18 protein-coding genes and 1 pseudogene are annotated in these 25,436 nt (G+C 40.0%); 7 read left to right on the top strand and 12 right to left on the bottom strand.

Annotated elements, in window-relative coordinates:
* Positions 1-140: 140 nt before the first annotated feature.
* Positions 141-758 (top strand): DUF1684 domain-containing protein, encoded by a 618-nt coding sequence (locus ACRQ5D_RS14810; protein ID WP_432329370.1) that lies wholly within the window; start codon positions 141-143, stop codon positions 756-758.
* 222 nt (positions 759-980) lie between these two features.
* Here ACRQ5D_RS14810 and ACRQ5D_RS14805 read toward each other — a convergent pair whose 3' ends face one another.
* A complete protein-coding gene (locus ACRQ5D_RS14805) occupies positions 981-1,079 on the bottom strand; it encodes a DUF2135 domain-containing protein (protein WP_143020839.1) in 99 nt (32 codons plus the stop codon).
* A gap of 69 nt (positions 1,080-1,148) precedes the next feature.
* Here ACRQ5D_RS14805 and ACRQ5D_RS14800 point away from each other — a divergent pair, with 69 nt between their 5' ends.
* On the top strand, positions 1,149-2,036 hold the full coding sequence (locus ACRQ5D_RS14800) for a dienelactone hydrolase family protein (protein ID WP_091172280.1): 888 nt from the start codon (positions 1,149-1,151) through the stop codon (positions 2,034-2,036).
* Between the two features lie 52 nt (positions 2,037-2,088).
* Here the strand turns inward: ACRQ5D_RS14800 and ACRQ5D_RS14795 are convergent, their stop codons facing one another.
* The 4 genes and pseudogenes from ACRQ5D_RS14795 to ACRQ5D_RS14780 form a co-directional block, all read right to left on the bottom strand.
* Positions 2,089-2,355, bottom strand: a complete 267-nt coding sequence (locus ACRQ5D_RS14795; RefSeq protein WP_090534028.1) for a DUF4342 domain-containing protein — start codon at positions 2,353-2,355, stop codon at positions 2,089-2,091.
* A 284-nt stretch (positions 2,356-2,639) separates the two neighbouring features.
* Positions 2,640-3,419: a Gfo/Idh/MocA family protein gene (locus ACRQ5D_RS14790; protein WP_432329777.1), complete on the bottom strand. Its 780-nt coding sequence runs from the start codon at positions 3,417-3,419 to the stop codon at positions 2,640-2,642.
* Positions 3,386-3,757, bottom strand: a complete 372-nt coding sequence (locus ACRQ5D_RS14785) for a hypothetical protein (RefSeq protein WP_432329367.1) — start codon at positions 3,755-3,757, stop codon at positions 3,386-3,388. The genes ACRQ5D_RS14790 and ACRQ5D_RS14785 overlap by 34 nt, the downstream gene beginning before the upstream one ends.
* A 131-nt stretch (positions 3,758-3,888) precedes the next feature.
* Positions 3,889-6,077, bottom strand: a pseudogene (locus ACRQ5D_RS14780) (GH92 family glycosyl hydrolase).
* 432 nt (positions 6,078-6,509) lie between these two features.
* Between ACRQ5D_RS14780 and ACRQ5D_RS14775 the strand changes: the two are divergent.
* Both ACRQ5D_RS14775 and ACRQ5D_RS14770 read left to right on the top strand, forming a co-directional pair.
* The gene (locus tag ACRQ5D_RS14775; RefSeq protein ID WP_091172275.1) at positions 6,510-7,568 is read left to right on the top strand and encodes an alpha/beta fold hydrolase; all 1,059 of its coding nucleotides are present in this window, start codon (positions 6,510-6,512) and stop codon (positions 7,566-7,568) included.
* Between the two features lie 511 nt (positions 7,569-8,079).
* Entirely contained in the window at positions 8,080-8,475 is a 396-nt protein-coding gene (locus tag ACRQ5D_RS14770; protein WP_091172274.1) for a DoxX family protein, read from the top strand.
* A 280-nt stretch (positions 8,476-8,755) separates the two neighbouring features.
* Here the strand turns inward: ACRQ5D_RS14770 and ACRQ5D_RS14765 are convergent, their stop codons facing one another.
* The 3 genes from ACRQ5D_RS14765 to ACRQ5D_RS14755 all read right to left on the bottom strand — a co-directional run bounded on the left by ACRQ5D_RS14765 (position 8,756) and on the right by ACRQ5D_RS14755 (position 13,543).
* Entirely contained in the window at positions 8,756-9,043 is a 288-nt protein-coding gene (locus ACRQ5D_RS14765; protein ID WP_431199891.1) for an acyl-CoA thioesterase, read from the bottom strand.
* Between the two features lie 238 nt (positions 9,044-9,281).
* Complete coding sequence (locus ACRQ5D_RS14760; protein ID WP_431199890.1) at positions 9,282-12,716, bottom strand: NACHT domain-containing protein; 3,435 nt, start codon at positions 12,714-12,716, stop codon at positions 9,282-9,284.
* Between the two features lie 50 nt (positions 12,717-12,766).
* Positions 12,767-13,543 (bottom strand): hypothetical protein, encoded by a 777-nt coding sequence (locus ACRQ5D_RS14755; RefSeq protein ID WP_431199889.1) that lies wholly within the window; start codon positions 13,541-13,543, stop codon positions 12,767-12,769.
* 465 nt (positions 13,544-14,008) lie between these two features.
* On the opposite strand from ACRQ5D_RS14755, the gene ACRQ5D_RS14750 reads away from it, so the two are divergent.
* On the top strand, positions 14,009-15,250 hold the full coding sequence (locus ACRQ5D_RS14750) for a tyrosine-type recombinase/integrase (RefSeq protein WP_432329364.1): 1,242 nt from the start codon (positions 14,009-14,011) through the stop codon (positions 15,248-15,250).
* 224 nt (positions 15,251-15,474) lie between these two features.
* Here ACRQ5D_RS14750 and ACRQ5D_RS14745 read toward each other — a convergent pair whose 3' ends face one another.
* The 4 genes from ACRQ5D_RS14745 to ACRQ5D_RS14730 are packed head-to-tail and all read right to left on the bottom strand — an operon-like array spanning position 15,475 to position 22,474.
* Entirely contained in the window at positions 15,475-18,750 is a 3,276-nt protein-coding gene (locus ACRQ5D_RS14745) for a type I restriction endonuclease subunit R (RefSeq protein WP_413322014.1), read from the bottom strand.
* Positions 18,751-18,777: 27 nt separating this feature from the next.
* Complete coding sequence (locus ACRQ5D_RS14740; RefSeq protein WP_432329362.1) at positions 18,778-19,272, bottom strand: hypothetical protein; 495 nt, start codon at positions 19,270-19,272, stop codon at positions 18,778-18,780.
* 47 nt (positions 19,273-19,319) lie between these two features.
* Positions 19,320-20,561, bottom strand: coding sequence for a restriction endonuclease subunit S (locus ACRQ5D_RS14735; RefSeq protein WP_432329360.1), 1,242 nt, complete (start codon positions 20,559-20,561; stop codon positions 19,320-19,322).
* A 2-nt stretch (positions 20,562-20,563) separates the two neighbouring features.
* Complete coding sequence (locus ACRQ5D_RS14730; RefSeq protein WP_413323111.1) at positions 20,564-22,474, bottom strand: N-6 DNA methylase; 1,911 nt, start codon at positions 22,472-22,474, stop codon at positions 20,564-20,566.
* Positions 22,475-22,718: 244 nt separating this feature from the next.
* Here ACRQ5D_RS14730 and ACRQ5D_RS14725 point away from each other — a divergent pair, with 244 nt between their 5' ends.
* Together ACRQ5D_RS14725 and ACRQ5D_RS14720 are read left to right on the top strand one after the other, a co-directional pair.
* Positions 22,719-24,578: a DUF262 domain-containing protein gene (locus ACRQ5D_RS14725; RefSeq protein ID WP_413323110.1), complete on the top strand. Its 1,860-nt coding sequence runs from the start codon at positions 22,719-22,721 to the stop codon at positions 24,576-24,578.
* 33 nt (positions 24,579-24,611) lie between these two features.
* Positions 24,612-25,328, top strand: coding sequence for an abortive infection system antitoxin AbiGi family protein (locus tag ACRQ5D_RS14720; RefSeq protein WP_413323109.1), 717 nt, complete (start codon positions 24,612-24,614; stop codon positions 25,326-25,328).
* The last annotated feature ends 108 nt before the right edge of the window (positions 25,329-25,436 follow it).

Genomic DNA, 25,436 nt, shown 5'->3' with positions numbered 1-25,436 from the left:
CTCCCGTCACAGTCTGTCCCATCAGGGTCCTCTGCGAGAGACCCTGATGGGACAGAAGCCTGAATTGCTTCGTGCTTCGCAAATGACGCTTTTTTTGAATTGTATCTAAGTTATCTTTGAGCCTAATCCCTGCACCACACATGAAATATTTCATTGTCCTTTTATTTATCTTTTTCATTGGCCAACACAGTTTTGCACAAACTCATAAAGAGCAAATTGCTGCCTTCAGGCAAAATTATAAGGATGATTTTTTAAAAGACCCGCGATCTCCGCTTAAACAGGATGACCTGCAATTTTTAAGGTTTTATGATGCCGATAGTATCTACCGCGTAACTGCTAAAGCTGAATTATTGACTAATCAATCAACTTTTATTATACCTACCTTCAGCGGTGCAGGTAGCCAATATGTACGTTATGCACAACTTTCGTTTAAGCTTAAGGGTAAACCAATGCAGTTAACCATTTATAAAAGCATCGCCCTGTCGCAAAACCCTGCTTTCAGCAATTACCTGTTCCTGCCTTTTACCAATGCTACAAACGGCTCTGAAACCTATGGCGGAGGCCGCTATATCGACCTTACCACCAAAGACATTAAAAACGGATCGATTGTTATAGATTTCAATAAAGCCTACAACCCATACTGCGCTTTCAGCAGCGGCTACTCATGCCCTAAACCGCCTGACGAAAACCGGATTGATATGGCTGTTGAAGCGGGTGAAAAAACTTTGGGAAAGGGCATTGATCCAAATCTGCATTAAATAAGCACATTAATTGTTTTTACCTTATAAAGATACCTGCATCGATGTGCGCTCCCGGTGATGAAGATGAAAGGTTCAGGTAATCTTTTGGTATGCCTCTGGTTTGTACTTCGCTCAGGGCAACTTTTCCAACTTTTTGGATATTTTGTTCTATAGGTTTATTTAGCCGGTCGGGCTTTCCAGATCGCCAATATAAACAGTGCCGTTAGTGCCGTTCTGCATTTATAATACGATAATTTCTTTCTTTTCTTCAGGCGTCCCGTAGCGGGTAAACATTTCGGCCATAACGGTGGTTGGCCTGGCAATCAACACAAAAAACATTACCGGTAACGAGACTGTTACACCCTAAACAAAACCTAACCGGTAAATTTGAACAAAGCCTCCGGAAATATGAACCAAATCAGCAAAGAAGATATCAAACAGGAAGTGTTCGACCTGTATGATGATTACGCACATAGCCGCCTCGACAGGCGCTCCTTTGTGCAAAAGCTCTCCATGTATGCAGTGGGCGGCCTGACCGTAACCGCATTAATGAGTTTCCTGATGCCCGATTATCAGGGTGCCATACAGGTAAAATCCGACGATCCACGTTTAAAATCGGGCTATATTAATTACCCTTCGCCCAAAGGCGGCGGTACAATTAAAGGCCTGTTATCAGAGCCCGCAGATGCAAAGAAGAAACTGGGTGGCATAGTGGTAGTTCACGAAAACCGGGGCTTAAACCCTTATATTGAAGATGTGGCGAGAAGAGCTGCCCTTGCAGGGTTTATTACCCTTGCACCCGACGCCCTAACACCGCTTGGCGGCTATCCCGGCAATGATGACGAAGGGCGTACCATGCAGGCCAAACGAAATAAAGGCGAAATGGAGGAAGATTTTATAGCTGCCTATGAATACCTGAAAAACCATAAAGATTGCAATGGTAAGGTAGGTGTTGTAGGCTTTTGTTTTGGCGGAGGAATTGCCAATATGATGGCTGTACGTGTTCCCGATTTGGCTGCCGCCGTTCCATTTTATGGAAGTCAGCCGGCTGTTGAGGATGTCCCTAAAATTAAAGCGCCGCTATTGCTGCATTACGCGGCCCTGGATACCCGGATTACAGATGGCTGGCCGGTATACGAAAAAGCGCTTAAAGAGAATGGCAAAAAATACCAGGCTTATATCTATGAAAACGCAAACCACGGCTTTCATAATAATACAACTCCACGTTATGACAAAGCCGCGGCAGAACTGGCCTGGAAAAGGACTATAGATTTTTTTAATGAGAATTTAAACTAAAGACCTGAAGTTTCAGGTCTTTAGTTTCGCAGGATCATATTGTGAAGATACCTTATTCTTTGGGGGTATCTTCTTTGTCTTCCTCTTCCCGTTCTACCGTTATAGTACATTCTGTAACCAGTGCGGCCAGGGTACCTACGGCAGCAAAAACCGGTGCCAGGATCATCCCGAAAAGGCCAACACTTAACGGAAAAGTCATTAGCTCTTTACCGTGCTTGTCTGAAATGGTGATCCTGCTGGCTTTACCTTCGTTAATTATCTCTTTTATCTTTCCCAATAACGCTTCACCGTTAATTGAAAATGTTTCTTTGGTGCTCATGTTTTTTCTAAGTTTTTATATTTAGATGAGCATACCAGCGGCTTGTTACAGGTTTGGCTAAATATGCCAATAGCAGGTGGAATATTAATTTCCTTACTGCAAAGGCTTCTCAATTGGTTACAAAAAAGCAAACCCGTCATGTCGAATTTATTTCGGCACCCCATTTCCAAAGTAAGCGACGGACAGGTCTGCAAGAATTAATTGTGAAACCTGGCAAGCGTGAATATCCAGTGAGGTATCGAAATAAATTCGGCACCTACGTATGTTTTTACCTTTAAATGTTATTAAACACTTACCTCCACCTTCTTCCCGGTTTTAACAGCAAGGTAAATGGCATCAATAATTTTAAGGTCTTTCACTCCTTCTTCGCCGTTTACCGGTACAACGGGCTTTTTATTATTAAATATAATCTCGCACATTTCATCCATCTGTACGGTTTGGTGTGTGGTAACAGGCTGGTTAAGTTCGCCCAAATGGGTGCGGCCTTTAATTGGCCCGTAGCCGGTAGAAGGCTGCATTTCGGCAAAGCCTTTTTCTCCATCAAGAAAAAATCGGTCGAGATTGTTCATATTGTAGGTTGACAGACAGGACGCAACGGCCCCGCTTGGGAAGCCGAACTGGAACTGGATGGTTTCATCAACCCCCTCTTTAAATTTCACTGTATCGGTTTTAGTTTCCTGGGCGGTAACCCATATCGGTTCTTCACCGGTCATATAGCGGGATCCGTTGATGGCATAGATCCCAATATCCATCATAGAGCCGCCACCGGCAAGCTTTTTATTCAACCGCCATTGTGTGGGATCGCCGATGGTAAACCCGCATTGCCCCTGAAAAAACCTGATCTTCCCAAACTCGCCGTTTTGCCTCATCCTGATCACTTCAAGTGTTTTTGGTTCAAAATGCATCCGGTAGCCAACCAACAGCTTTACATTGGCCTTTTTACAGGCATCAACCATCTCCTGCCCCTCTTTGGCATTCACGGCCATTGGCTTTTCGCATATAGCGTGTTTACCGGCTGCAGCTACCCTGATCACAAAATCGTGGTGCAAGCCATTGGGTGTAATAACGTATACCGCGTCGATATCGGAGTTATTTTTGATGTTGTCGAAATTCTCATAGTTGTAGCAATTTTTTCGGGGATGCCATATTTGCTTTGCCATGCTTTAACTTTTGATGGGGTTCCGCTAATTACCCCAACCAGTTTAGCTTTGGTACATTTCCGCATAGCTTCTGCAACTATGGTTCCATAGCCTCCAAGTCCCATAATAGCCACGCGCAATACCGGGCCGTCATAAACCTGTTCGGTTTTATCTGTTCCTGCCGCCCATCCTGAGTATGGCACAAGTTGCAGGGCCAGGGCCGATAAGCCCAACTTTTGTAAAAAATCACGACGAGAATTCATAGGTATGTTTTTTGGTTTATGACAATTTACATATTTCCGGGTAAACTGCACCTACGTCATCTGATTTTTACTTAATCTGCCCAATGAACATTTCTGGGTTAAGGAATAAAAAACGCGGGATTGCGCATTTATCACATCCCCTTAGGTTGATTTAATGGTTTAACTGCCCAGTTATTTCCCGGTTGATCGTTCAGATATATTTCGAGCTTACCGCCTTTGCTGATATCGTTGTAACGGATAAAATTATTAGGCATTATTTTACCATTCAATTTTACCGAGCGGATATACATTGATCTGGGGCCCGGTTTATGACAGATGATCTCGAACTTTTTGCCATTTTGAAGCGTGATAGCAATTCTATCAAACAAAGGTGAACACAACAGGTACTCACCCGAAACCGGGTTTACCGGGTAAAAACCCATCGCAGCGAACAGATACCAGGCCGACATTTGGCCGGCATCATCATTCCCTCCCAAACCACCCGGACCATCACTGTATTCTGTCGCCAGGATCTTGCGTACGGCGGCTTGCGTTTTCCATGGCGATGATGTGTAATTATACATAAAAGGGATCTGGTGTCCCGGCTCATTGCCATGCCAGTATTCGCCTTTTTCAAACAGGCTATCTAACGACTGTTCCAGTTTCTTCGCACCACCCATCAACTTTGCCAAACCGGGTACATCCTGCGGTACATAAAAGGTGTATTGACGTGCGGTACCTTCTGTAATATAAGTCGCCTTTTTATCAGGATCAAAGGGGATATCCATGTACCATCAGCATGCTTGCCGCGAACAAAGCCACTTGTAGCATCAAATACATTGGCATAATATTTTGCCCGTTTGGTGAGCGTGATATAGTCAGCAGATTTTTTTAAAGCTTTTGCAAATTGCGCCAGCGCGTAATCATCATAAGCATACTCCATTGTGCGGCTTACCTGTTCCATTTTATGAAAGGCATCGCGTACGCTATCTTCCAAGGGGATGTATCGGTATTTTAAATAACTACCCAATGCCCTGCGGCCCTTGCCTTCTACATAGTCGACCCGGTTGGCAGGTAGTTCAAACGCGTTATGCCTTAAAATTTGGTAAGCTTCTTTAGCGTCAAGATCAGTGATCCCCTTTAAATATGCCGAACTGATTACAGAAGCCGTATGATCGCCGATCATTTCGGATGTATAGCTATTCCAGCAGGGGAAAACAGGCATCCACCCGCCTTGTTTACCTTTCAAAATCAGTGATTTTGCCAGGTTATTGATTAAAGATGGGTTCAGGATCTCAAACAGCGGCAACTGTGCCCGGTAAATATCCCACATCGAAAAATCATCATAATAATTGCCGCCTGATAATTGTTCAATTTGATAATCGCCGGCAAAACGGGGGTATCTGCCATCAACATCATTAAAAAGACGCGGATGCTGCATGGCATGGTAAAATGACGTATAAAAGATCCGTTTATCCTGCTCATTTTTAGTTGAAATGTTGATTTGCCCTAAGGCCTTTTCCCATTTTACCCTGCTGCTTTCTACCATCTTATGAAAATCAAACCCCGGCATCTCGGCCTGCAGGTTTTTGCGGGCGCCTTCCAAACTGGCAAACGAAGTGCCTATCCTGATCGTTAGCTTTTCGCCTTTATTGAGCTTAAATCCGGCATAAACCCCTGTACCAGCATCGTTTTTGATACTATCTGCAATAAATATTTTATCGCCATCAAAAGTGCCCGTTTTACCTAAACTCCGTTCAAACCTGATCACAAAGAAACCGCTGAAACCTGCGCTTTTCCCCCATCCCTGGTAAATACGGTGAGCAGGATTATAACCCGATATTTCGCCTTTTTGTTGATCCACTTTTACAAAGCCTTCATGATAATCGCTATTAGCTTTGATCAATAAATAAAGGCTGTCGGCCTGCTGCATGGTAAACTGCATCATGCCGCAACGCTCTGTGGAGGTTACCGCAGCATTCACTTTATACTGATTAAGATTTATGCTATAAAGGTACGGCGACGATAGTTCATCAACATGTTTAAATGCAGCACTATAATTAGCTGTTGTTAGCTTGCCTGTGATGGGCATAATGGTAAAGCTGCCATAGTCCTGCGTACATGAACCGCTTAACCAGTGCGAACCACGGAGGCCGTTGAACAGGCTGTCTTTATAATAATATGGAGGTACGCACTTGGTTTCGCCGCTCTCGGTTTCGGGTGTCCATTGTGTCATGGCAAAGGGGGCAGTAACCGCGGGAATAGTGTTGGCAAACCGCGTATCAGCCGCCTGTCCATGTTTTAGTGCGGAAGCTGTAGTGGCAATAGCTGTACCGGCCATGGGCTGTACATATCTAACCAGGTTTTGGGCAAAAACCGGCCACGGAAACAACAAGAAAATTATATAAATAAACCGGTTTGCAATTTTGGAGATGAACTTCATTTTCAGACAGCGTATTAACAAGAAAATTTCAGCAAAATACAGCAATCATTGCTAATTGTTACACGCACGAGCAAAATAATGAGGTATAAACAACCTGGCCATACTGTAAACCGTAAGGATTAGTCGTTACTGCGCTCCAACCAGCACTGCCACTTCCAACTAATTTCAGATAATGGCAAATCTGGCGGGGAATATGTCCAACTGAAGTCACCATTTGCCCGGTTCATGCATCAACCACTTCCATAATCCTGGTACTGGTGTACTTTTGTTATGCCCGACGATGAGGAAAGCATCTAAAGGCGAAATATTAATCAAACCAATCCGAAAAACATGAACAACGAAACAACATTCAGCCGTCGCCGCTTTCTGGGTATCTCCGCATTAACAGTTGCAGCAGCAGAGTTAGGCGGTCTCGGTATACTTAAAGCCGAAACCAAACAGGCAGATTCACCGGCACGGCAAAACAATACTCTTTTTTCTACAGCTTCTTTCGACTCGATCAAACAGATAAATGCAGGCCTGCTTAATATTGGCTACGCAGAAAGCGGCCCGGCAAACGGACAGCCTGTTATCCTGCTTCATGGGTGGCCATATGATATACATAGCTATACTGAAGTATCAGCCATACTTGCCAAAGCCGGCTACAGGGTTATTGTGCCTCATTTGCGCGGCCATGGCACAACACAATTCCTTTCGGCACAAACTTTCAGGAATGGGCAACAGGCAGCAATAGCTACCGATGTTATCACGCTGATGGACGCCCTGAAAATAGACCGTGCAATTATTGGCGGGTTTGACTGGGGCGCGCGTACAGCAAATATCGTGGCAGCATTATGGCCCGAGCGCTGCAAAGCAATGGTTTCGGTAAGCGGTTACCTGATAGGCAGCCAGGAAGCAAATAAAAAACCATTGCCGCCCAAAGCAGAACTATCATGGTGGTACCAGTTTTATTTTAGTACCGAGCGCGGCCAATTGGGCTACGAGGCAAACAGGCGTGACTTTAACCGGCTCATCTGGGAAACAGCATCACCTAAGTGGAAATTTGACGACGCTACTTTCGCGCAAACCGCCCCGTCTTTTGACAACCCCGACCATGTTGCTATCGTGATCCATAATTATCGCTGGCGCCTGGGCCTTGCCCAAGGTGAGGCAAAATATGATGACATGGAAAGAAAATTAGCAACCGCGCCTCCTATAACTGTACCTTCCGTAACCCTTGAAGGCGATGCCAACGGTGCTCCTCATCCTAAGCCTGCTGATTATGCTGCCCGCTTTAAAGGTAAATATGCACATCACACTATTACCGGGGGAGTAGGCCACAACCTACCGCAGGAAGCCCCTAAAGCTTTTGCTGACGCCATTATAGAAGCCGAAAGTTTTGCCAGATAAATAATCCCTCTTTTGAAATAACACGGTAACCAGGATAGGAAATGTTAAAAACGCATTTCCTATCCTGGTTTTTTGTTTACTTAAAAGCAGGTGCTCACACCTTTCTGCCTTTCTAAAACCCTTTTGCACCTCTGGTGCAAACATCGTTGAGCTCAAGTGCTTTAACCCGACAAAGAAGTGCCTGAACCGGACATTTCAAACATTGAAAAATTAGGCCCGGGCATTGCATGTTAATCCATTTAACTGCAGGATAAAACCCGTCTTTCCGCCCCCGTCGTGTTTGGTTTATACGCCTATCACCAGGATCGCTACAACCATTATCGACAGGACAAAAAGCTTTATGTCAGGCTTCAATTAGCATATTGAAGCAGTTTGTATCAATGACATATGCAAGTTGGGGCCCGGATTGTCCGGCCGGCAGCTCGGTTTGTCTGCTTCATCCCGAAAGTGGTTAGATCTCCGTTGATTTTGCCACAATTTTGAGCCATCAAACAACTCAAAACTACATATCATGACAACAAAAACAGTAAAAACAATCTATTGGATAGGAACAGCAATGACTTCATTATGGTTTGCAGCAAGCGGATTTGGCGAGCTGACCAAAAACCAGTTTGTGTGGGATATCACCTTAAAACTGGGCTATCCTCCACACTTTATTTATATTCTTGGTGTCGCTAAACTATCGGGAGTAGCAGTTCTTTTAACACCTAACATATTGCTTAGATTAAAAGAATGGGTATTTGCAGGTATTTTCTTCGATATTATATTTGCTTTTTTGTCTAAAATCGCTGTGCTCGGTTTTCCTGCCACCATAGATGCCATCGTTGCATTTATCATGGTAACGGTTACCTACCTGATGTTCCGTAAACTTTATCCGGCTACATACACAGCTCCTGCCGCTGCATAAAATGCTAAGTTGCAGCAGGCCGATTCATAATACATCGGTTATTTCAGGCTTTAAGCAATCTCAAAAGAGGCTATCCCCATAGATAGCCTCTTTTGCATACACATTACCCTGCCGCATGATTATCCGGCAAGGGCCGGCGCTCTGCCGGTCGCTTAATCTTCAAGAACAGGGGCATCCTTTATTTTTTCCAATACCGAGGCCGGTAAATACGGTCTGCCGCCTGTTGCCGGCACACAGGTGCCCGTAAATACAGCTTTAGTCATTACCTTATTGTTGCATATTATCGATTGTTTAAAGTGCAACTTGGGTAAGCCCCTTTATCAGTATACAAGGTGCAGGTAACTTTAAATTCATCACCCTTTTTAAGTGATCTGAGAAAGCTGATGCTATAATTTGAAAGTACCATGTAAATGCCGTTTTTAGCTTCGGCTTCAAAATCAAACCCCAATATTTCCCTGATATAATCATGCCTGCAATATTCCATATAAAACGGATAATATAAACCATCCATGATCTCCTGTACATCTATATGCTCATCTTTGGCAATATATGTTTTTGAGTATTCCATAATAATTAACCTTTTTGTTGGATTGCAAAGCTATTGAACCTTTTGGTTTCAGGAAACGGGAGATCTGAATTTTAATAGATCAATCCGGGCTTTTTCAATGTAAACTGGGGCGCTCAATTCCTTGTTCGAAAGTAAAAATAATAATGATTATCAATGCTTTTATATAATATTTTGTCAGAGTACTTTGATATTTAAACATATATTACCCATTACATCTTCATGGTAAGACTGTATTGTATTATTGATACAGTTTAGCCACTTCAGATAAGGCATCTTGTATATCATTTGATTGCGACTGAGCCAAATAGAAGTTAAACTCCATTCGCTCAATCATTGGATGAAGAAAATTAACGTTCTTAATTTGTCCGTCGTTATTCTTAATGAAATCTTCAAGCGCAGTTTTTACTTTGGACAGGTTTTCCTCAGAAGTTAATCCAAGGTTATATAAAGTGTCAGAAACGATACTATCAAAACGATTAAAGTCATCCTGCTTAAATTCTTCCTGATTGGCTTTTTTAAGTAATTCCAATAAGATAGGGAGAAATTCAATGTCCTTGATTTGACGCATTATCTGCGATTGATGATAAAAATCAAAATTTGGACTGGCAGTTTCAAGAAGATAGTTTAAATAGGAAGCTGTACCCTCCTTATCGCCTTTCTCTGTTAAGTAAGTGGCGGCACGAAACTTTTCTTGTGGCTGAAGATAACCATTAGTTAACTTTTCACTTAAAAACTTCCGCAAATCGGCATCGATAGCTGTGTAGTCTTTGATTTCACGCACAATGTCCCACAACATATCGCTGTTGGGCGTCATTTTTAATCCAACCAATAACAGTTCCGGGTTGCCACCCTGTTGCAAAAATATTTTTAATACCGCTCGTCGAGAATATTCAGATTTGCGATTATCAAACAAACTGTTAATAATACTTCCGATCGTATTTGGAATGTTATTTTCGAGCGCATATATCGCGTTATTTCGCCAAGACTGATCGTATTCAATCCCTGCTAATAAATTATCATGTACCCGGGCTTGTACCGCATCTTTACCCAACTGATTTTCAATTGCACTAAATTCTAACCCTTGATATTCGTTGTTTCTAACTTCATCGAACAAAGTAAAGTCAAGTAGCTTCTCTGCGACTACAGGGATTTTATAATTTTTTATAAACGCCCATAGTACCATCGCTAACTTACTGTAAGTAGTACGGTTACTACTTTCAACTCTGATCGCGTTAGCAATATCTGTATTCACAATTACGTGTTGTACCCAAGCTGTAATTGTCTCTATCTGTTCTTCGCTAACTAAAATATCTGGCCGGCTGTTAATCTTGTCTTTAATTTTTGAAAATCTATAATTAGCAAAACGTTCTTCATCGTTCACAAATTTCAATACCGATGCTAAATCAGCACTTTGTTTATCACGGGTAAACTCTATTAATAATTCATGAATAGCTTCGGGAACGTGATAATTTCTATCATTACGATTATATTGAAATTGCCATAAGGTATCCCAATCCAAGTCAGTAATTTCATTTGTCTGAAAAAATTGAACAAGTTCATTGGTGAAAGCGTCTACATTAAAATATAAGTCAAAGCTCTTTTGCTCATTTTCTAACCGAATCTTAGCATAATCAATATCATTAAAATTGTTGAGTACCTGCGTTTCTTCATTCAATTTCTCAGTAAGATATTCCAATTCAGCGTTCTTATCCGTTCGGTATATATTCCACCGAAGATTATTATAGAATTTTAACAAATCTTCATTAGTGGCGTTGTGTGTGTTATATTGGTCAATGACATAATCGATATTTTCTTGATTAACTAAATGCCTCAGTAGTAAACCTTTTTCGTAATCCTCGATTTTCTTATCGCTAAAGATCCGCTGAAAAACAGCATTAGTTTGCCCGGTTTTTTGAAAATATACTGATATGGCTTGCGCGGTAAATTCTTCTGAATGCCGGCCATAAGCTAGATAAGTTCTGTAGACATCTTCAGAGAGTTCAGGGTGGGCTTTATAGATGCTTGCAGCCCTCCCGATTAAATTTTCAAGTATTTTGTTTTTCTCAAAAAAGTTTATGATGCGACGGTCATAAGGGTTCTCAAACAACTCAAGTAATTTTTTAATGTTCGCAGCATCTTTAATGTTAGTTAAACCCTCTCTTAACAGTATATCTTCGTCCATCAAACTTACTTGTCCACGATCGTTTGGGTCTAATTCATCCACAAAACCACTTATAAAGTATTCTACATAATCATCGACCATACCAGTTTCAATGATAACCCGGTATAAGGCTGAACGAATATATTGATTACTGCGTTTGCCGAACAGTTTCATCAATTCGGCAATCATTTCTGCATTTACTACCCCCAAGGAATCTAACGCATAAATACCGCTGTGTACGATATGTTGATCGTCTGTATTTTCAATAATATGTTGCCATATCGCATCCTTTGTTTTGTTGAGATAATCGCCGCTCAGCTTAAAATACTTAAGAATATTCATCGCGTTGAAGCGGGTTGTATGTGCATTTTCGTTGTTATTAAGTTCAGCAACCAAAAAATCAACCGCGTCGTCACTTTCGCCAAATGTTGCTAACTCTAGATCGGAAAATTTATTAGAGCGCAACCACACACGTTGCGCTTTGTAGTGATTGAAAATCGTTTTAAAAATCTCGAACCTTGTAGCTGAACTTACTTTGTCAGGTTCTACACGTACTAACACTTCAGGTTCAATGGTCAATATCCAGTCGATCAAATCATTCCGCTTGGCGTCTGGTAATAAACTTATTAGAAAAAATAATGTATTTAACCAACTTGGTTTGATACGCTCGTTTTTGAAGGATAGAAAAGTCTTTATACGCTCCAAATCGAAAGCTAGCAGCGCTTTCGCCGCAAGGAACTCTTGAATATTATTATGTTCAAAACCCCAATTATTCGTGCCATCCTCCATGCTACGGAATGCTGTTGAAAATTTTACCAATTGCAGATCTTCAGGGGTTGGCAGCACTTTCAATAGTTCATTAAATGAAAGAAAATTACGCCCTAAATATTCCATACAAAGCGCAATCTTTTGAAGTAGCTGTAAGATATGTTCCTTATGGTCTTTCAGGTTGGTGGTTAATTCAAAATGTTGTTGATCCAGCGTAATACGTTCGTCTAATAGTATATTAAGCAAATCAACACGATTAAGAGCCAAATCGCCCCGTTTCTTAAATTGCTCTAATAATATTCTTAAGAAGAACGGTTGGCTCGTGAACTCCTGGAACCCACGATCATAAGCTCCCTTTCTAAACGCTTGATAGTCCAGTTGATATTGTTCTTCCGCAAACCCTTTTGTTTGCGCGTCACTAACTTGTGCCAGAAAATAGATGCCAAAATCAGGCAAAGTACCACCCGAATGCTTATCCGGTAAATGATAAAAATTGGTTCTGCAAGACACTACGATATGTGCATTTGGAAAGTCTTCTATAAAACTTAAAATTTTCCTGACTGCCGTGTTAAAATGCTTAGGCTGAACTTCATCCAATCCATCCAAGATTATCAGTGCGGTATTTTCTGGAATATCAGCCCAACCAGTTGGAAGAAAATCCCGGATATCTTCTTCTACATAAGTATTCATCCGACTGTAGACAGGTATAAATGGAGTTTTTTCGGTAGCATAAAAGTGAGCCAATTTTGCTAATTCGGTTGATTTTCCTGAACCAGCATTACCTAATAGAACGACTAGTTTTTTTCCTTGACCAACTTAATTAATTCCAGGTCACCAGTTCGTTCTATGTAAGCTGTTACAGGATCTTTCTGTCCCTCAAACGATAATAATATCCGGGGTATAGTCGTGTCTATTTTGGGTGCCTTAGTGATAAACTCTGCAGGATTTCGTAGAGTAGCCGGCATAGCTTCAGATGAGTGTGTACTTAGAAATGCGGCTTTTTCATTGATAAGCTCTTGCTGATCTACTTGTTCCGCGCGGTTCATTAAAATCGTAGAGATCTTATTATAAAAATCATGCGTCGGTGTAATCGGGAATTTCATAACCCACCCCAAATTGCAAACCTCTTCATAAAACTCCTGAACCTGCAAAAGTTGTCTGGTTTCTGAAGCCCCGCCTTTAATAGCGCTCGGCGCTTTGAATAAAAGGTAAACATTTATGTTTTCGCCTGCCTGCTTACGTTGATAAGCAAAGCGAAATTCTTCTTCAGTACCGCTTAAATAGGCTTTACCTGTTAGTGGATCATCTGCTCCACTTGGAGTACCAAAACGCATCCATAACAGACCAATATAAATATCATAGTCCGAGAAAATCATATTGATTTGTTCTTGGGGTCGGCCATCCATATCGGCAACAATATCCCTGAAATCTAACACCCGAAACCTGACCTTCCGTTTGTTATTCATATTGAAGTTATTCAGGTTCTCACAAATCGCTTTAATAGTATCTTTCTCCGGTGTAACATCACTAGGACAAGAGACAAAAACTTTTATTTCGAGGGTATCGACCATGACAGGTTTACATTTCTGGTAAAGATAGCTGTTTTGGGATGTTTCTAACTATCTCCTAAAGTTCAGTATACATCCACACATTGTTATTAATCTATGAATGGTTAATTTTAGGTTTTCGCGCGTAAAAACGTAATTAGCGATCATTTACGGAAAAAAGAAGGGCAAGCGACCGTTTTTCGTGCTTGCCCATTAAGGCTCCTGAGGCTGGGCTCGAACCAGCGACCCTCTGATTAACAGTCTATGGGAGGTGCTTTTCGATGCTTTGTTTTATATTTAAAAAACTATATATCAATTATTTACAAAAAAACCATTTTGCGCTATTTTGCTGTTTTTTGCCGTTTTTTGCTCATTTGTGTGAGAAATGTGTGAGAAAAAAAACGCCATTTTATGGGAAATTTCGCTAAATTCGCATGTTTCAAAAAAAGTGTGTGAGAAAAAAGGGCATTTTACCTAACTTTGATAGAAATGGCAGTAAAAGTTAACTTATATTTAGATGAACGGAAGGTTGAAACCGGGAAAAAAGCACCGGTAAAAATCAGGTTATATATCTCCCGTACCGATATTAGGCACTACCATACCGACATACACCTGACGGCTCAACAGTTCCAACAATCCTATCTAACCGAAAAACCTAAGAAAGCATTTCAGGAGATTAAAATAACTTTAGATGCCATAGAAGCAAAGGCGAATAGAATTATTACTAAAATGGATGGCTTGTTTATCCTTGATAAATTTGAACGGGAAATGTTTCGCTCTCAAGCCGCCACTACAGACGTGTGCGCCTACTATCAGGACTATATAGATGAACTGATGAGAAATGGCCGTGCAGGTACGGCCTCGAATTACCGATTAAGCCTAAAGTCTCTATTGGAGTTTGCGGGTAAGGATAATAGGCCAGCCTCTACCCTTTCATTTTCCCGGGTTACAGTTGATTTTTTGAACAGGTATGAGAACTGGATGGTAGCCGCCGACAAATCCAAAACTACTGTAGGTATATACTTACGGCCATTACGAGCTATCTTCAATAAAGCTATGGAAGAAGGCAACATAGCGGCTGAACTTTATCCTTTCAAAAAATACAAGATCCCTACAGGCCAAAACATAAAGAAGGCATTAAGTAAAGAGGAATTAAAAAAATTATATACTGCTCCAGTTGAGCCAGGCAGCCCGAAAGAAAAAGCAAGGGACTTTTGGTTCTTCAGCTATCAATGTAATGGCATGAATTTCCGGGATATTGCAGAATTGAGGTATAAAAACATTAACAAAAAGTCTATTTCCTTTTTGCGACACAAAACGCTTCATACCACAAAAGACAAGCCGAAGCCCATTATTATTCCTTTAACAGAAACGATTAAAGAAGTAATAGAACGCTACGGTACCCGTCCTTTTTTACCCGACAATTATGTATTTCCAATTTTAACTAAAAAAATGGATGAGGCGGAGAAGTTAAGGGTAAACCAAAACTTTATTCGGTTTGTCAACCAGCATATTCAAAAACTGGCGAAGGACTTGGAATTGGATGCCGATATATCTACCTATTACGCACGGCATTCTTTTACAACGGCTGCTATTCGTAATGGTGCTAAAATGGAGTTGATACAGGAAAGTTTAGGCCATCGCAGCTTGAATACCACGCAAAACTACTGGGCTGGTTTTGAGGATAATGTAAAGCAGGAAATCGCTGATAAGCTGATGGATTTTAGATAGCCCCCGCGCAGTGCGGTTTTTATTTTTCATCCGCATAAGTCCCTTAGTCGGGGAATGAACCCACCATGCTATATTTAACGCTTAAACAACCAACAGCGCGAGCCGGGTAAATAGTCAAGGCCGGGCCACCGCTGAAAAGAAAAACACATTGGCCCGCTTCCATGGCCTTTACTTTTCATCCCGGCGGTGGGCTATATTCGCGGATGTGGTGAATATGGAATTTGCTATGCAACAGCCCTGCCACCATTTGCTGCCTGCACAAACAAATGATTAAATACATTTTTGCACTTAAGATCGTAAACCATTTTATCGTAGCTATCGGGCAGGTTTTTATCCAGTATATCTTGAATCACAGACTTTACTTGTAGCTGTGTTTGATAATCCTTGTGCCAATCCTGTAAGAGTACTGTTGGCTTCTCGTCATATAGCCTGGTTAGAAGGTGCTTGGCGGCAAGTTTCACCTTCTGCTCTTCATCCTTAGTCAAGTTTTCCTTTTTCAAGAGATCAAAAATTTCAAGCTCACTTTCTGATAAGCCTTCTTTAGTTGCCCTTAACTCTTCAGCTTTAAGCTGCTCAACAAAGTCCATCAAATCATTAAAGTAGTCTTCCGTTAAGGCGCCTCCTGAATTATACCGGTCAATAATTTGTTGGAGTTTTTGGGCAAAGCCTATTCGGGTAATGTTCATCGACATCATCATTTCTAGCTTTTTCGAAATAAAGTCACGGAGGTCGGCAATCTCGATGTGCTTATAGACAGCATCTTTAAACTGTTCTTTAAGTTTATTTATATCTAATTTACTTAAGTCAATCTGTTTCCAAGCTTTGATTCCGTAGGTAGATTCAGGCTCAGCTACCGCATTTTTAATATTTTTGAATTCTTCATTAGCAACAATGCTCTCATCAAGTAATTGTCCAATCCTTCTTTTTGCATTATCTAAATTACCACGTTCGACTTTTCCATCTACTACAAGACGTAAATAGGTTACGACAGCAACTAATGGGAAGTCCTTTCTTTTGCCTAATATCTCTGGACGACAAGCATCATACAATGCCTCAATGGTATTATTGTAGACGACAAATTGCTTTTTACGATCATCATTAGCTACAATAATATCTGCATACTCATCAAACTTAGCTAACTGACCAAACACTTGATTAGAGTCTACTATATCTTTTAAATCGACTCCAATGCTTAAACAAAACTGGGTACACTGATCAATGGCATCCTGTAGTAATACGTACAATTGATCTTTTTCTTGCACCGGGGCATCCTCTTCAGGTTTGTCGTCATTAAAGCCGCCTCCATAAGAAGCAAATGCTTTTCTAAGATTTTTAAATACATTATAGTAATCAACGATTAGTCCGTTCTTTTTAGGCTTGTCGTTTATTAAATAGTCTGTAACGCGGTTAGCCCTGGCAATTGTTTGCATCAAGGCATGATCCTTCATAGGCTTATCAATGTACAAGGTAGAAACAGTTGGCGCGTCAAAACCGGTAAGCCACATACTACATACAAACACAAGTTGCAGTGAGCTTTCAGGTTGTTTGAAATTCCATTCCAAATCAAAACCATTGTCATCAACCGCGTTCATGCGCTTACGATGTGCTGTAATGTCTAAGCCGTTTCTCTCAAACTTCTCTTCTTCGCCCGCTTCCTCGCTCACAATAACGGCCATATCTGTTTTGCGCATCCAATCGAGAATTCGCCTTAGCGCTGCTTTCTCATTTTGATCAGTGGCGGAGGAGTTGATCTGTGTAAGCAGCGAGCGCTTTTCTTCTTCCCATAACCGTTTTACTTTGTCATACATCTTCACCGCGGTAAACTTATCGAGTGTAATCACCATACCTTTACCAAGATAGCCTCGACGTGGAAAGTGATATACGATATCTTTAGCTATTGTTTCTAGCCTGTCATCACTCTTTAATATGGACAATTCTTGTCCAAACTCTTGTTCAAGTCGCAGTTGTTCGGCATCAGTTAAATTTTCCTCGCTCACAATGTCTGCCAAATCCTGATCTAAGTCGTCGTTTTGTAGTAGTACTTCGGGCACACGTTTGTGGTAAAATAATGGAACAGTTGATCCATCGTCTACGCTTTGTTTAAAGTTGTACTCAGAAACGGTGTCTCCGAACCAATTGTTAGTAAGCGTTTTACTACCTAATAAAGGCGTACCTGTAAACGCCATATATTGAGCGTTAGGTAAGCCGGTACGCATATTTTCGGCCAGATCTTTATACTGGGTGCGATGTGCTTCGTCTACGATAACTATAATATCATTACGAGTGCTTAAAATGGGATAAACCTTCCCCTTAGCATACCTAAATTTTTGAATGAGCGTGAATATATAACGGCGGTTGGTTTGCAATAATTCCCTTAATTCTTCACTATTTTTAGGACGACATTTATCCGTTTTCTTTATTGCTCCAGCGTCTAAAAAGTTCTTGTATATCTGACCGTCCAGATCGTCACGGTCCGTTACTATCAGAAATGTGTAATTGCCTGTAAACTTTCTGAAGACTTTGCGGGTAAAGAATATCATACTGAAACTTTTGCCGCTGCCCTGGGTGTGCCAGAAAACACCCAGCTTGCCCTTATTTTCTACATCAGTATTATTCTGATCATGTTGCAAACGGGTAGCAAAATTATTAGTGGCATTGTTTACGCCTAAAAACTGGTGGTTTTTAGCGGCAATTTTATAGCTGTCTTTATAGTAAATCAAAAAGTTTTCAAAGTAGTCCAGCAGACGCTTTTTGTGGCATAAGCCCAATACAGCATAATCCAGGCTGACGCCGTAACGTTCAATTCTTTCTTTGTCTGGGGTGTCCTTTTCGTCATTAACCCGTAGCCAGTTAAAGAAATGGCCGTAGCCAGATGTAGCACTACCGACTTTGGTTTCCAGTCCGTTGCTTAAAATGCAAAGCGCGTTATAATTAAACATTAGTGGAATATCCTTGCGGTAATTAGTTAAATTATCTTCATAGGCGTTGCGTACGGCCACTATGCTGTTTTTTAACTCAATAAATATAAGTGGAAGGCCGTTCACAAAAAGTATTAGATCAGGGCGTCGTCGTATATATTGCCCCTGTAGCCAAAGCTGCGAAACGATCAGATAATCATTTTGCGTTTCATCAACCAAGTCGATAACTTTAATGGTAATAGGTTCTTCACGGCCCTGATCATTTTTAACGTTCAGCCGAATGCCATCGCGCATCAGGTAGTAAAGTTCCTGATTCGCTTGGAAAGGACTGAGGTCAGCCCGTGTTTTGGTTAATTGTTCAACGGCAAAATCAATGGCGTGCGCAGGTGCATCAGAATTACATTTTATGAGCTGTTGCTTTAGGATTGATTCAATAACAACTTCTGTTTCCATTGAACGACCCGTTATATCTTCAATGAAGCAGTTTAGATGCCTGTACCCAAGCTGATTAACGAACACATCAATAATGGCCTTTTCTATTTGATCTTCAGAAATAAAATTAGTGATGTAAGTTTTTGCCATTGATTGAGGTTGCTTATTGTTCAGTAATTAAGGCCGTAAACAAGTAGTTTGCGCAACGATTGTGTCGATCCACTGCTGTTGTTTCGCTTCGCTGAAAAAACGAGCAGGGGTTTCCAGTTTACAAAATCTGATGCTTCTTTCACGGCAATAGTTGGCAATCAAAGTAATTTGCGCCCGCATATTAGGTATGCCATTAAAGGTTTTTCGGGTAAAATAAATAGCCTTTAAGTTGGGCAGACCGTTTATCAGCCGAATGATATCTTTCCACTCGCTTACACGACCATCAATAAAATCATCATCCACGTTACCTTGCATGCCTTCGGGAATGTCAAGGCTATGAACAATGTCTGCAAAGTCTATTTTATAAGTTTCCATGAACTGCTTTTTGCTTAACAACGGTTCATCCTTAAGTGATGGCAAATTCCAGCACATAGGCAATAAGCGCCATAAGAAATTGCGCTGACGGCCATAAAAGAAATCTGGACCGGCAGCGATATCTGGGTTAAAGGTACCTAACATCAAGATTTCGGTTCTCGGGCTGGCCTGATGATCTCTAAACTTATGTAATATTATAGGCATTGTACCTCCTCGGCTATTTTAAGTTTTAATTTGCCGCTAATTAGACGAGGCAATAACCGGTCACGAATCTCGTTGAGTTGAGTGTTTTTTTGCAGTAGGTTTTCAATCTGTTTGAATATTGGGTTTACAATAATGTGAAATCGATTAAGGATATCTTTTTTAGGCAATAGAATATTTATTTTTTTAAATGTCCCCTTAGTAATTTCGAGAAATGTTGACCCACTGGCAAGTAATTCAAACGTCTCTTTATTTGAAACAATCCAGTGGTATAAAAAAGTATAAGGTATCCTATCATTGGGTAAACAGGTAATAAAACCTTGATTTGTACATCCCGCAGACGAGTTAATCCCAACAGCACCTATTGTTGCCCTGCTCGTCATCATTATAGAGTATGGGGGAAACAGCTTTGCTGAACTTCCTTTCAATCCCTTTTCTGAAATAGTGCTTTTAGATCTTTCTAAAAAAATGCCGTTAGAACTGGTAATATCTGTTGGGGTAAACCAGTTGACAGTTCCGTTCCAATACTCTTCTTTATCCGTTGAAGGAGTGCCTCCACCGACAACGTCAAAAGCTTGAGAAACCTTTTTTATCTCCCAGCCATCAGGTATACCTTTCTCGAACTTTGTTGATTTATAACCAGGAAATCGCATTCTCACAAACCATTCTTTGTAAAGTTCCCGTGCTGTTTTTTCAAGGGATTGTATGCGTTGGTTGTTGACTTCGATTAAGTTATCATAAAAACGTAAAATAGATGCTATACTTTCCTGTGCTGTTTTATCTGGATAATTGAGCGGAATTGACCGAATCATTTCTAAACTTAAAAAACCTTGTGCAGAGCCTCCTTTTATTGCGTCCACATAATTTTGTACTGCATCAGTTTTCAGATAATAGTATAAAAAATGTGAATCAACTTCTTCGTCAGGTCTTATAATAGCTACGCTACTTGAAATTCCGAATTTGTCATTTTCAGTAACTAAGTAAGGAGCGCCAATTGAACCTATAATACTTAATATTAAATCTCCTGGCATTGGTTTAGTCAATGCTTTCGAAGATGCCTTAAAGTACTTCTGATAGTCAAATTCTGATATATAATTTACCGACGTTAAATCTATTCCTTCTTGCTTGAAATTTTTTGAGGACAAGTATGGAATACCTTCAGTGACTCTTTTAATGCTAATATGTGCACCATCACCGACTAAGCATTTGTTACCGAGCTTTTCTTGTGACTGCATACCTAAATAAATAACGATAGAATGTTAATATCAATCAAACTTTCTAAATCTTTAGCCTGGTGATTCAAAGCTTCCAATGTCTTATGTCTTTTTTTAATTTCAGCCATAAATTCTTCTTCGGTCAGTCCGTCCTCCTCAATTACCACCCCAACGTAACGCCCTGGGTTTAAACTGTAATCCTGCTCTGCAATTTCTTCCAAGCTAGCAGATTTACAGAGACCAATTACATCTTCATACACACCGTTTGGAAAACGTTCATTTAACCAGATGATATGGCTTTGATAATACCCGGCTTTGTCTGTCAATTCTTTATAGGCCTTTTCTTTTTCTTCTTTTTCCCGTTGCGCTTTAGTGAGTATAGTGCCTGCTTTACCTAAATCCGCTTTTAACCGTTTAGCATCACCTACACCTGCCGATATCTGTTCCTGTAGGTCATTCCACACTTGTTTAGCTTCCTCGTATACCTCTACAGCATCTGCTACTAATGGTGCTAAGTCATCCGCTTGTGCACCGAAATCTTCTACCTGCTTTTGGTATTTGGCCAGCAGTTCCGTTAATCGCTCCGTTTCACCTCGGTGAAGCCTTACAATTGTAGCGATGTTTTGTACTTGCTCTTCAGTAAATTCCCGCAATGCCCTGGTAACCTGCCTGAATATGTTTCGGGCGTCAATAAACAACACTTTTGCTTCAGCACCTTGCTTAGACTTGTCGAAAAACCAAAGCGTTGCCGGCAAGGTAACGGTGTAAAACATATTTTTAGGCAGCGTTAGCATACAGTCAATCACGCCGTCTTCTATCAAATTTCGCCGTATGTCAGCCTCACTATTACGCGCGTCGCTGGCACTATTGGCCATAACCAACGCAGCTCTTCCCTGTGATTTTAATGAAGATGCAAATAAGCTAATCCATAAGTAATTTGCGTTGGGTACTGTATCTACTTCTTTTTCTTTTTGCTTACTGCTGCTTTTAGTTTTGTTTTGAGGTATGCCATAGGTGTTAAAACGCCGCTGATCTTTTACCCGGTTCAGATTTACATCATTCACGTTGAAAGGCGGATTGGCCATCACAAAATCAAAGTTCTCAAAACTATCATGTGGGTCGTCATAATAACTATTAGCAGGGCTTATTACTCCACGTAAACCGTTTACCGCAAGGTTCATCCGGGCAAGCTTTACCGTTTCCGGCGTGCGCTCAACACCATAAACTACCAGATCTTTACTATCGGTATCATGCAACTCTTCACGCCGACGGTCAACAAAGTAGGAGCTTTGCACAAACATACCGCCACTACCACAGGCAGGGTCGAGTATCCGTCCACGGTAAGGTTCTATGATCTCCACCATCAGCTTTACTACACTGACAGGTGTAAAGAATTCGCCGCCACCTTGCCCTTCAGCTAATGCAAATTCAGCCAAGAAATACTCGTACACCTTACCGAATACATCGCCAGTAGCATCTTCTGGTATATCCTTAAAATACTTCAAAAGCGTTTTAGGTAGGGTTTTATCCTTGTCGTTAACCAGCTTAAAGTATTCGTCTTTAGGTAAGCTATCCTTTAGTTCAGGCTTGTAAAGCTCAATTTTCTCCATTGCCGTTTTAATGGCTTTGGCTATATCTTCTTTCTCCGGCAGGTTAAGTAAGTAATCATACTCGGCCTCGGGTGGTAAATAAAAGCCACACTTCTCAATAGCTATCTCCGGCTTTTCTCTCTGTCTCCGACTATTTTGCTGCGCTAGCAATTCCTGCTCAATAGCAGGTTTTACCTTATTGTATTTAATTGAGGCAAAGCGAAGAAAAATTAAACCCAAAATGGGTGTAGCGTACTCACTTGCCTTCAATCCGCTGTCTACACGTAGTTTATCGGCTGCTTGCCAAAGGCTGTCTTCCAGTTGTTTAAGTTGCTCTGCTGTCATAAATATTTAGGATACCAAGTTAAACAAAAAGATTACTTGTTTAGAAGGGCGGAATGCAATGAAAAATATTGAATTAAATATTAGATATTGTACATTTATAAACCTTATCACTCGAATGTACAATCTAATCACCCCCAAAATTCAATCAAGGAATATTTCGATTGGAATTTTATCGCTGATTTTTATTGAATGTATTACGAGTTAAGCAAACAACCGATTTAATTTACAATCATTCAATTTAACAATGGGACTAAAACCTTATGACAGAAAAATCAGTCAGATATTTAATAACATCCAATATGATGTTGATTTTTATCAACGAGAATATAAATGGAACGATGATTTAGAATATAAACCAGTTTCATCCTTATTAAAGGATATTTTTTACCGGTTTGATCTTGAAAAGTATAATCCATCTCAGGAAATTAATCAAGAAAGTACGGATAAACTAGAATGGTATTATTTAAATACCTTCATGACCAACTTAATTAAAGGTAAAAAATACATAGTTGATGGCCAACAACGCCTCACCACTTTAACACTAATATCTATAGGCCTTTATCATCTGAGCTTAAAACATGACTTGGCAGATCATCTGGTGGATGCCCTAAAGAACTCTATTGTAGGCAACACGGAGTTTGGAAAAACATTTTGGATGGGCTTTAAGGACCGCCATAATGCGCTAAATGATGTACTCTTTAATAGTGTTGATTTTAAGCATTCTCCAGAAAATGTTTCAGAACGAAATATTCATAAAAACTATGCAGTTATACTTGAACAGCTAGATGCCAGATTACCAACTCCACATAAGCTACAGACTTTTATTTCATATTTCCGACATAGAATTTACCTTATTGAGGTAGAGATTGATAAGGACAAGGACGTTGCTATGGTATTTGAAGTTATAAATGACAGGGGTATTCCTTTGAAACCCTATGAAATATTAAAGGGTAAAATTCTTAGCCAGATTGATATAGCAGATAGGGAAAAGTATATAAATATATGGGAAGCTCAAATTGAAAAAATTCAAGCCTATGGCGAAAATGAGATTGATGAGTTTTTCGGGTTTTATTTTAGGAGTAAATACGCGGACACTGCCGAACACTATACCAAGCTAGATAAGAATCGCTATCATAAAACAATATTTTTAGAAGAGTATAATGCCAGGATAGAATTGAAAGATAACGAGCAAAATGCAAGATTTTTTGTTGAACAAACATTGCCGTATTTTACCGATGTATATGTTGAAATGCTTGATTATTATAACAATTACCGAGAGGATTTTGAATCAATATATTTCAATCAATTAAATAACATGGATGGTCAATTTGTATTGACACTATCGTCTATAAAATTAAATGATCCGAATCGCATTGAAAAAATGAAAAAAATTCCGCAATTTTTTGATGCTTTATTTTCTCTAGTAAATCTTACAAGCAGTTATAAGTCTAATGAGTTTAACGTGAATGTGATGACGTTAACACCTATTGTAAGGCATATTGAGATAGGTGATGCCCAGGATGCTTTTAACAAGCAGTTGTTAAGCATATTAAAAAAGAAGTATGACAGAGACACTCTTGATGAGGCATTTAAATATGAGTTTTTTAAAAATGTTGGCTATAACAATTTGGGAAATAGCTTTTTACGATACTTTTTCGCTCGTATAGATCACTATATAAGTGACTCTTCTGATCTAAGTGAGTATGCAAATTATTATCAACTTGTTGTACAGTCAAGAGGCGGCGATGTATACCACATAGAGCATATAATTACAAATAACGAAAAGAACTTAAAAATTTTTGAGGATGAAGAGGATTTCAATTTTCAACGCAATCGATTAGGTGGTTTATTATTGCTTAAAGGGCGGGATAATCAATCCTCCGGTATGGAGTTGTATTCACAGAAGCTAAAAACATATAACGTTACTGGAACATATTTCGCCCGAACATTACTACCTGATATGTATCATAAAAAGGTGGCATTTTCAAGATTTATAGAAAAAGAGGGATTAAATTTTAAAGCTTATAAAACCTTCGGGAAGGAAGAAATTGAAGAAAGACACTTTCTATTATACGAAATGGCAAAAAAAATATGGCCATCATAATTCTGATAAATTATCCCTTTTAAATATTCTAACATGCCATTAAGTACTAATTCGGTATTCCATTTTACAAGAAGTATAGAATCTATTAAGAGCATATTGGCTTCGAGTTTTCGGATTAAATACTGCATCGAAAAAATTGAATCTAAAAGTGGCGTAATACAATATGCTGTTCCAATGGTGTCATTTTGCGATATACCTTTATCCCAAGTTACAAGTCATATAGATAAATATGGTGGATATGGAATTGGTTTGCATAAGCGTTGGGCCAAAAGAAGGGGGTTAAATCCTGTTTTATATTTGGAAAAGCATTCAACAATTTTAAACGACGTATTGATAAAAGCCAAATTTGATGGTAGCAATAATCCTGTCGTACAGGAATTTTTACGTTACACAAAGAACTACGAGGGGCAATTAATAAGGGAAAATCATGTTACGCAAAAGAAATATAGATTTCATGATGAGAGAGAATGGCGCTTTTGCCCTAAAAGAACAGATTTGCGAGAAAATGAATTGATTATTCATAATACTCATTACTACAGGGATAATAAGCAATTAGTTAATGAGCGACTTCTTTTTTTAGGACTAAAGTTTTCAATTAAAGACATTTCTTACATAATAGTAAAAGACGATGATGAGATTTTAGAAATTATAGAATATTTTGAAAGTAATTACTTATCCGATAACCAAAATGATGTCAAAATATTGACATCTCGTATTATCACCTCGAAGCAGATAAAGTCAGATTTTTAGATAGTATAACGATGTTTCTCAAAAAAGGTATGATGTGAGCGATAGCGAATTTCATTCCTGCAAGGGCGGCGAGGCTGGCGGCGGAATGGAACCCGGCGCGGTAGCGCG

Origin of the sequence: Mucilaginibacter sp. P25 (assembly GCF_050859465.1) — a bacterium.
Classification (GTDB): domain Bacteria; phylum Bacteroidota; class Bacteroidia; order Sphingobacteriales; family Sphingobacteriaceae; genus Mucilaginibacter; species Mucilaginibacter gossypii.
This window is presented reverse-complemented; position numbering and strand designations above follow the sequence as displayed.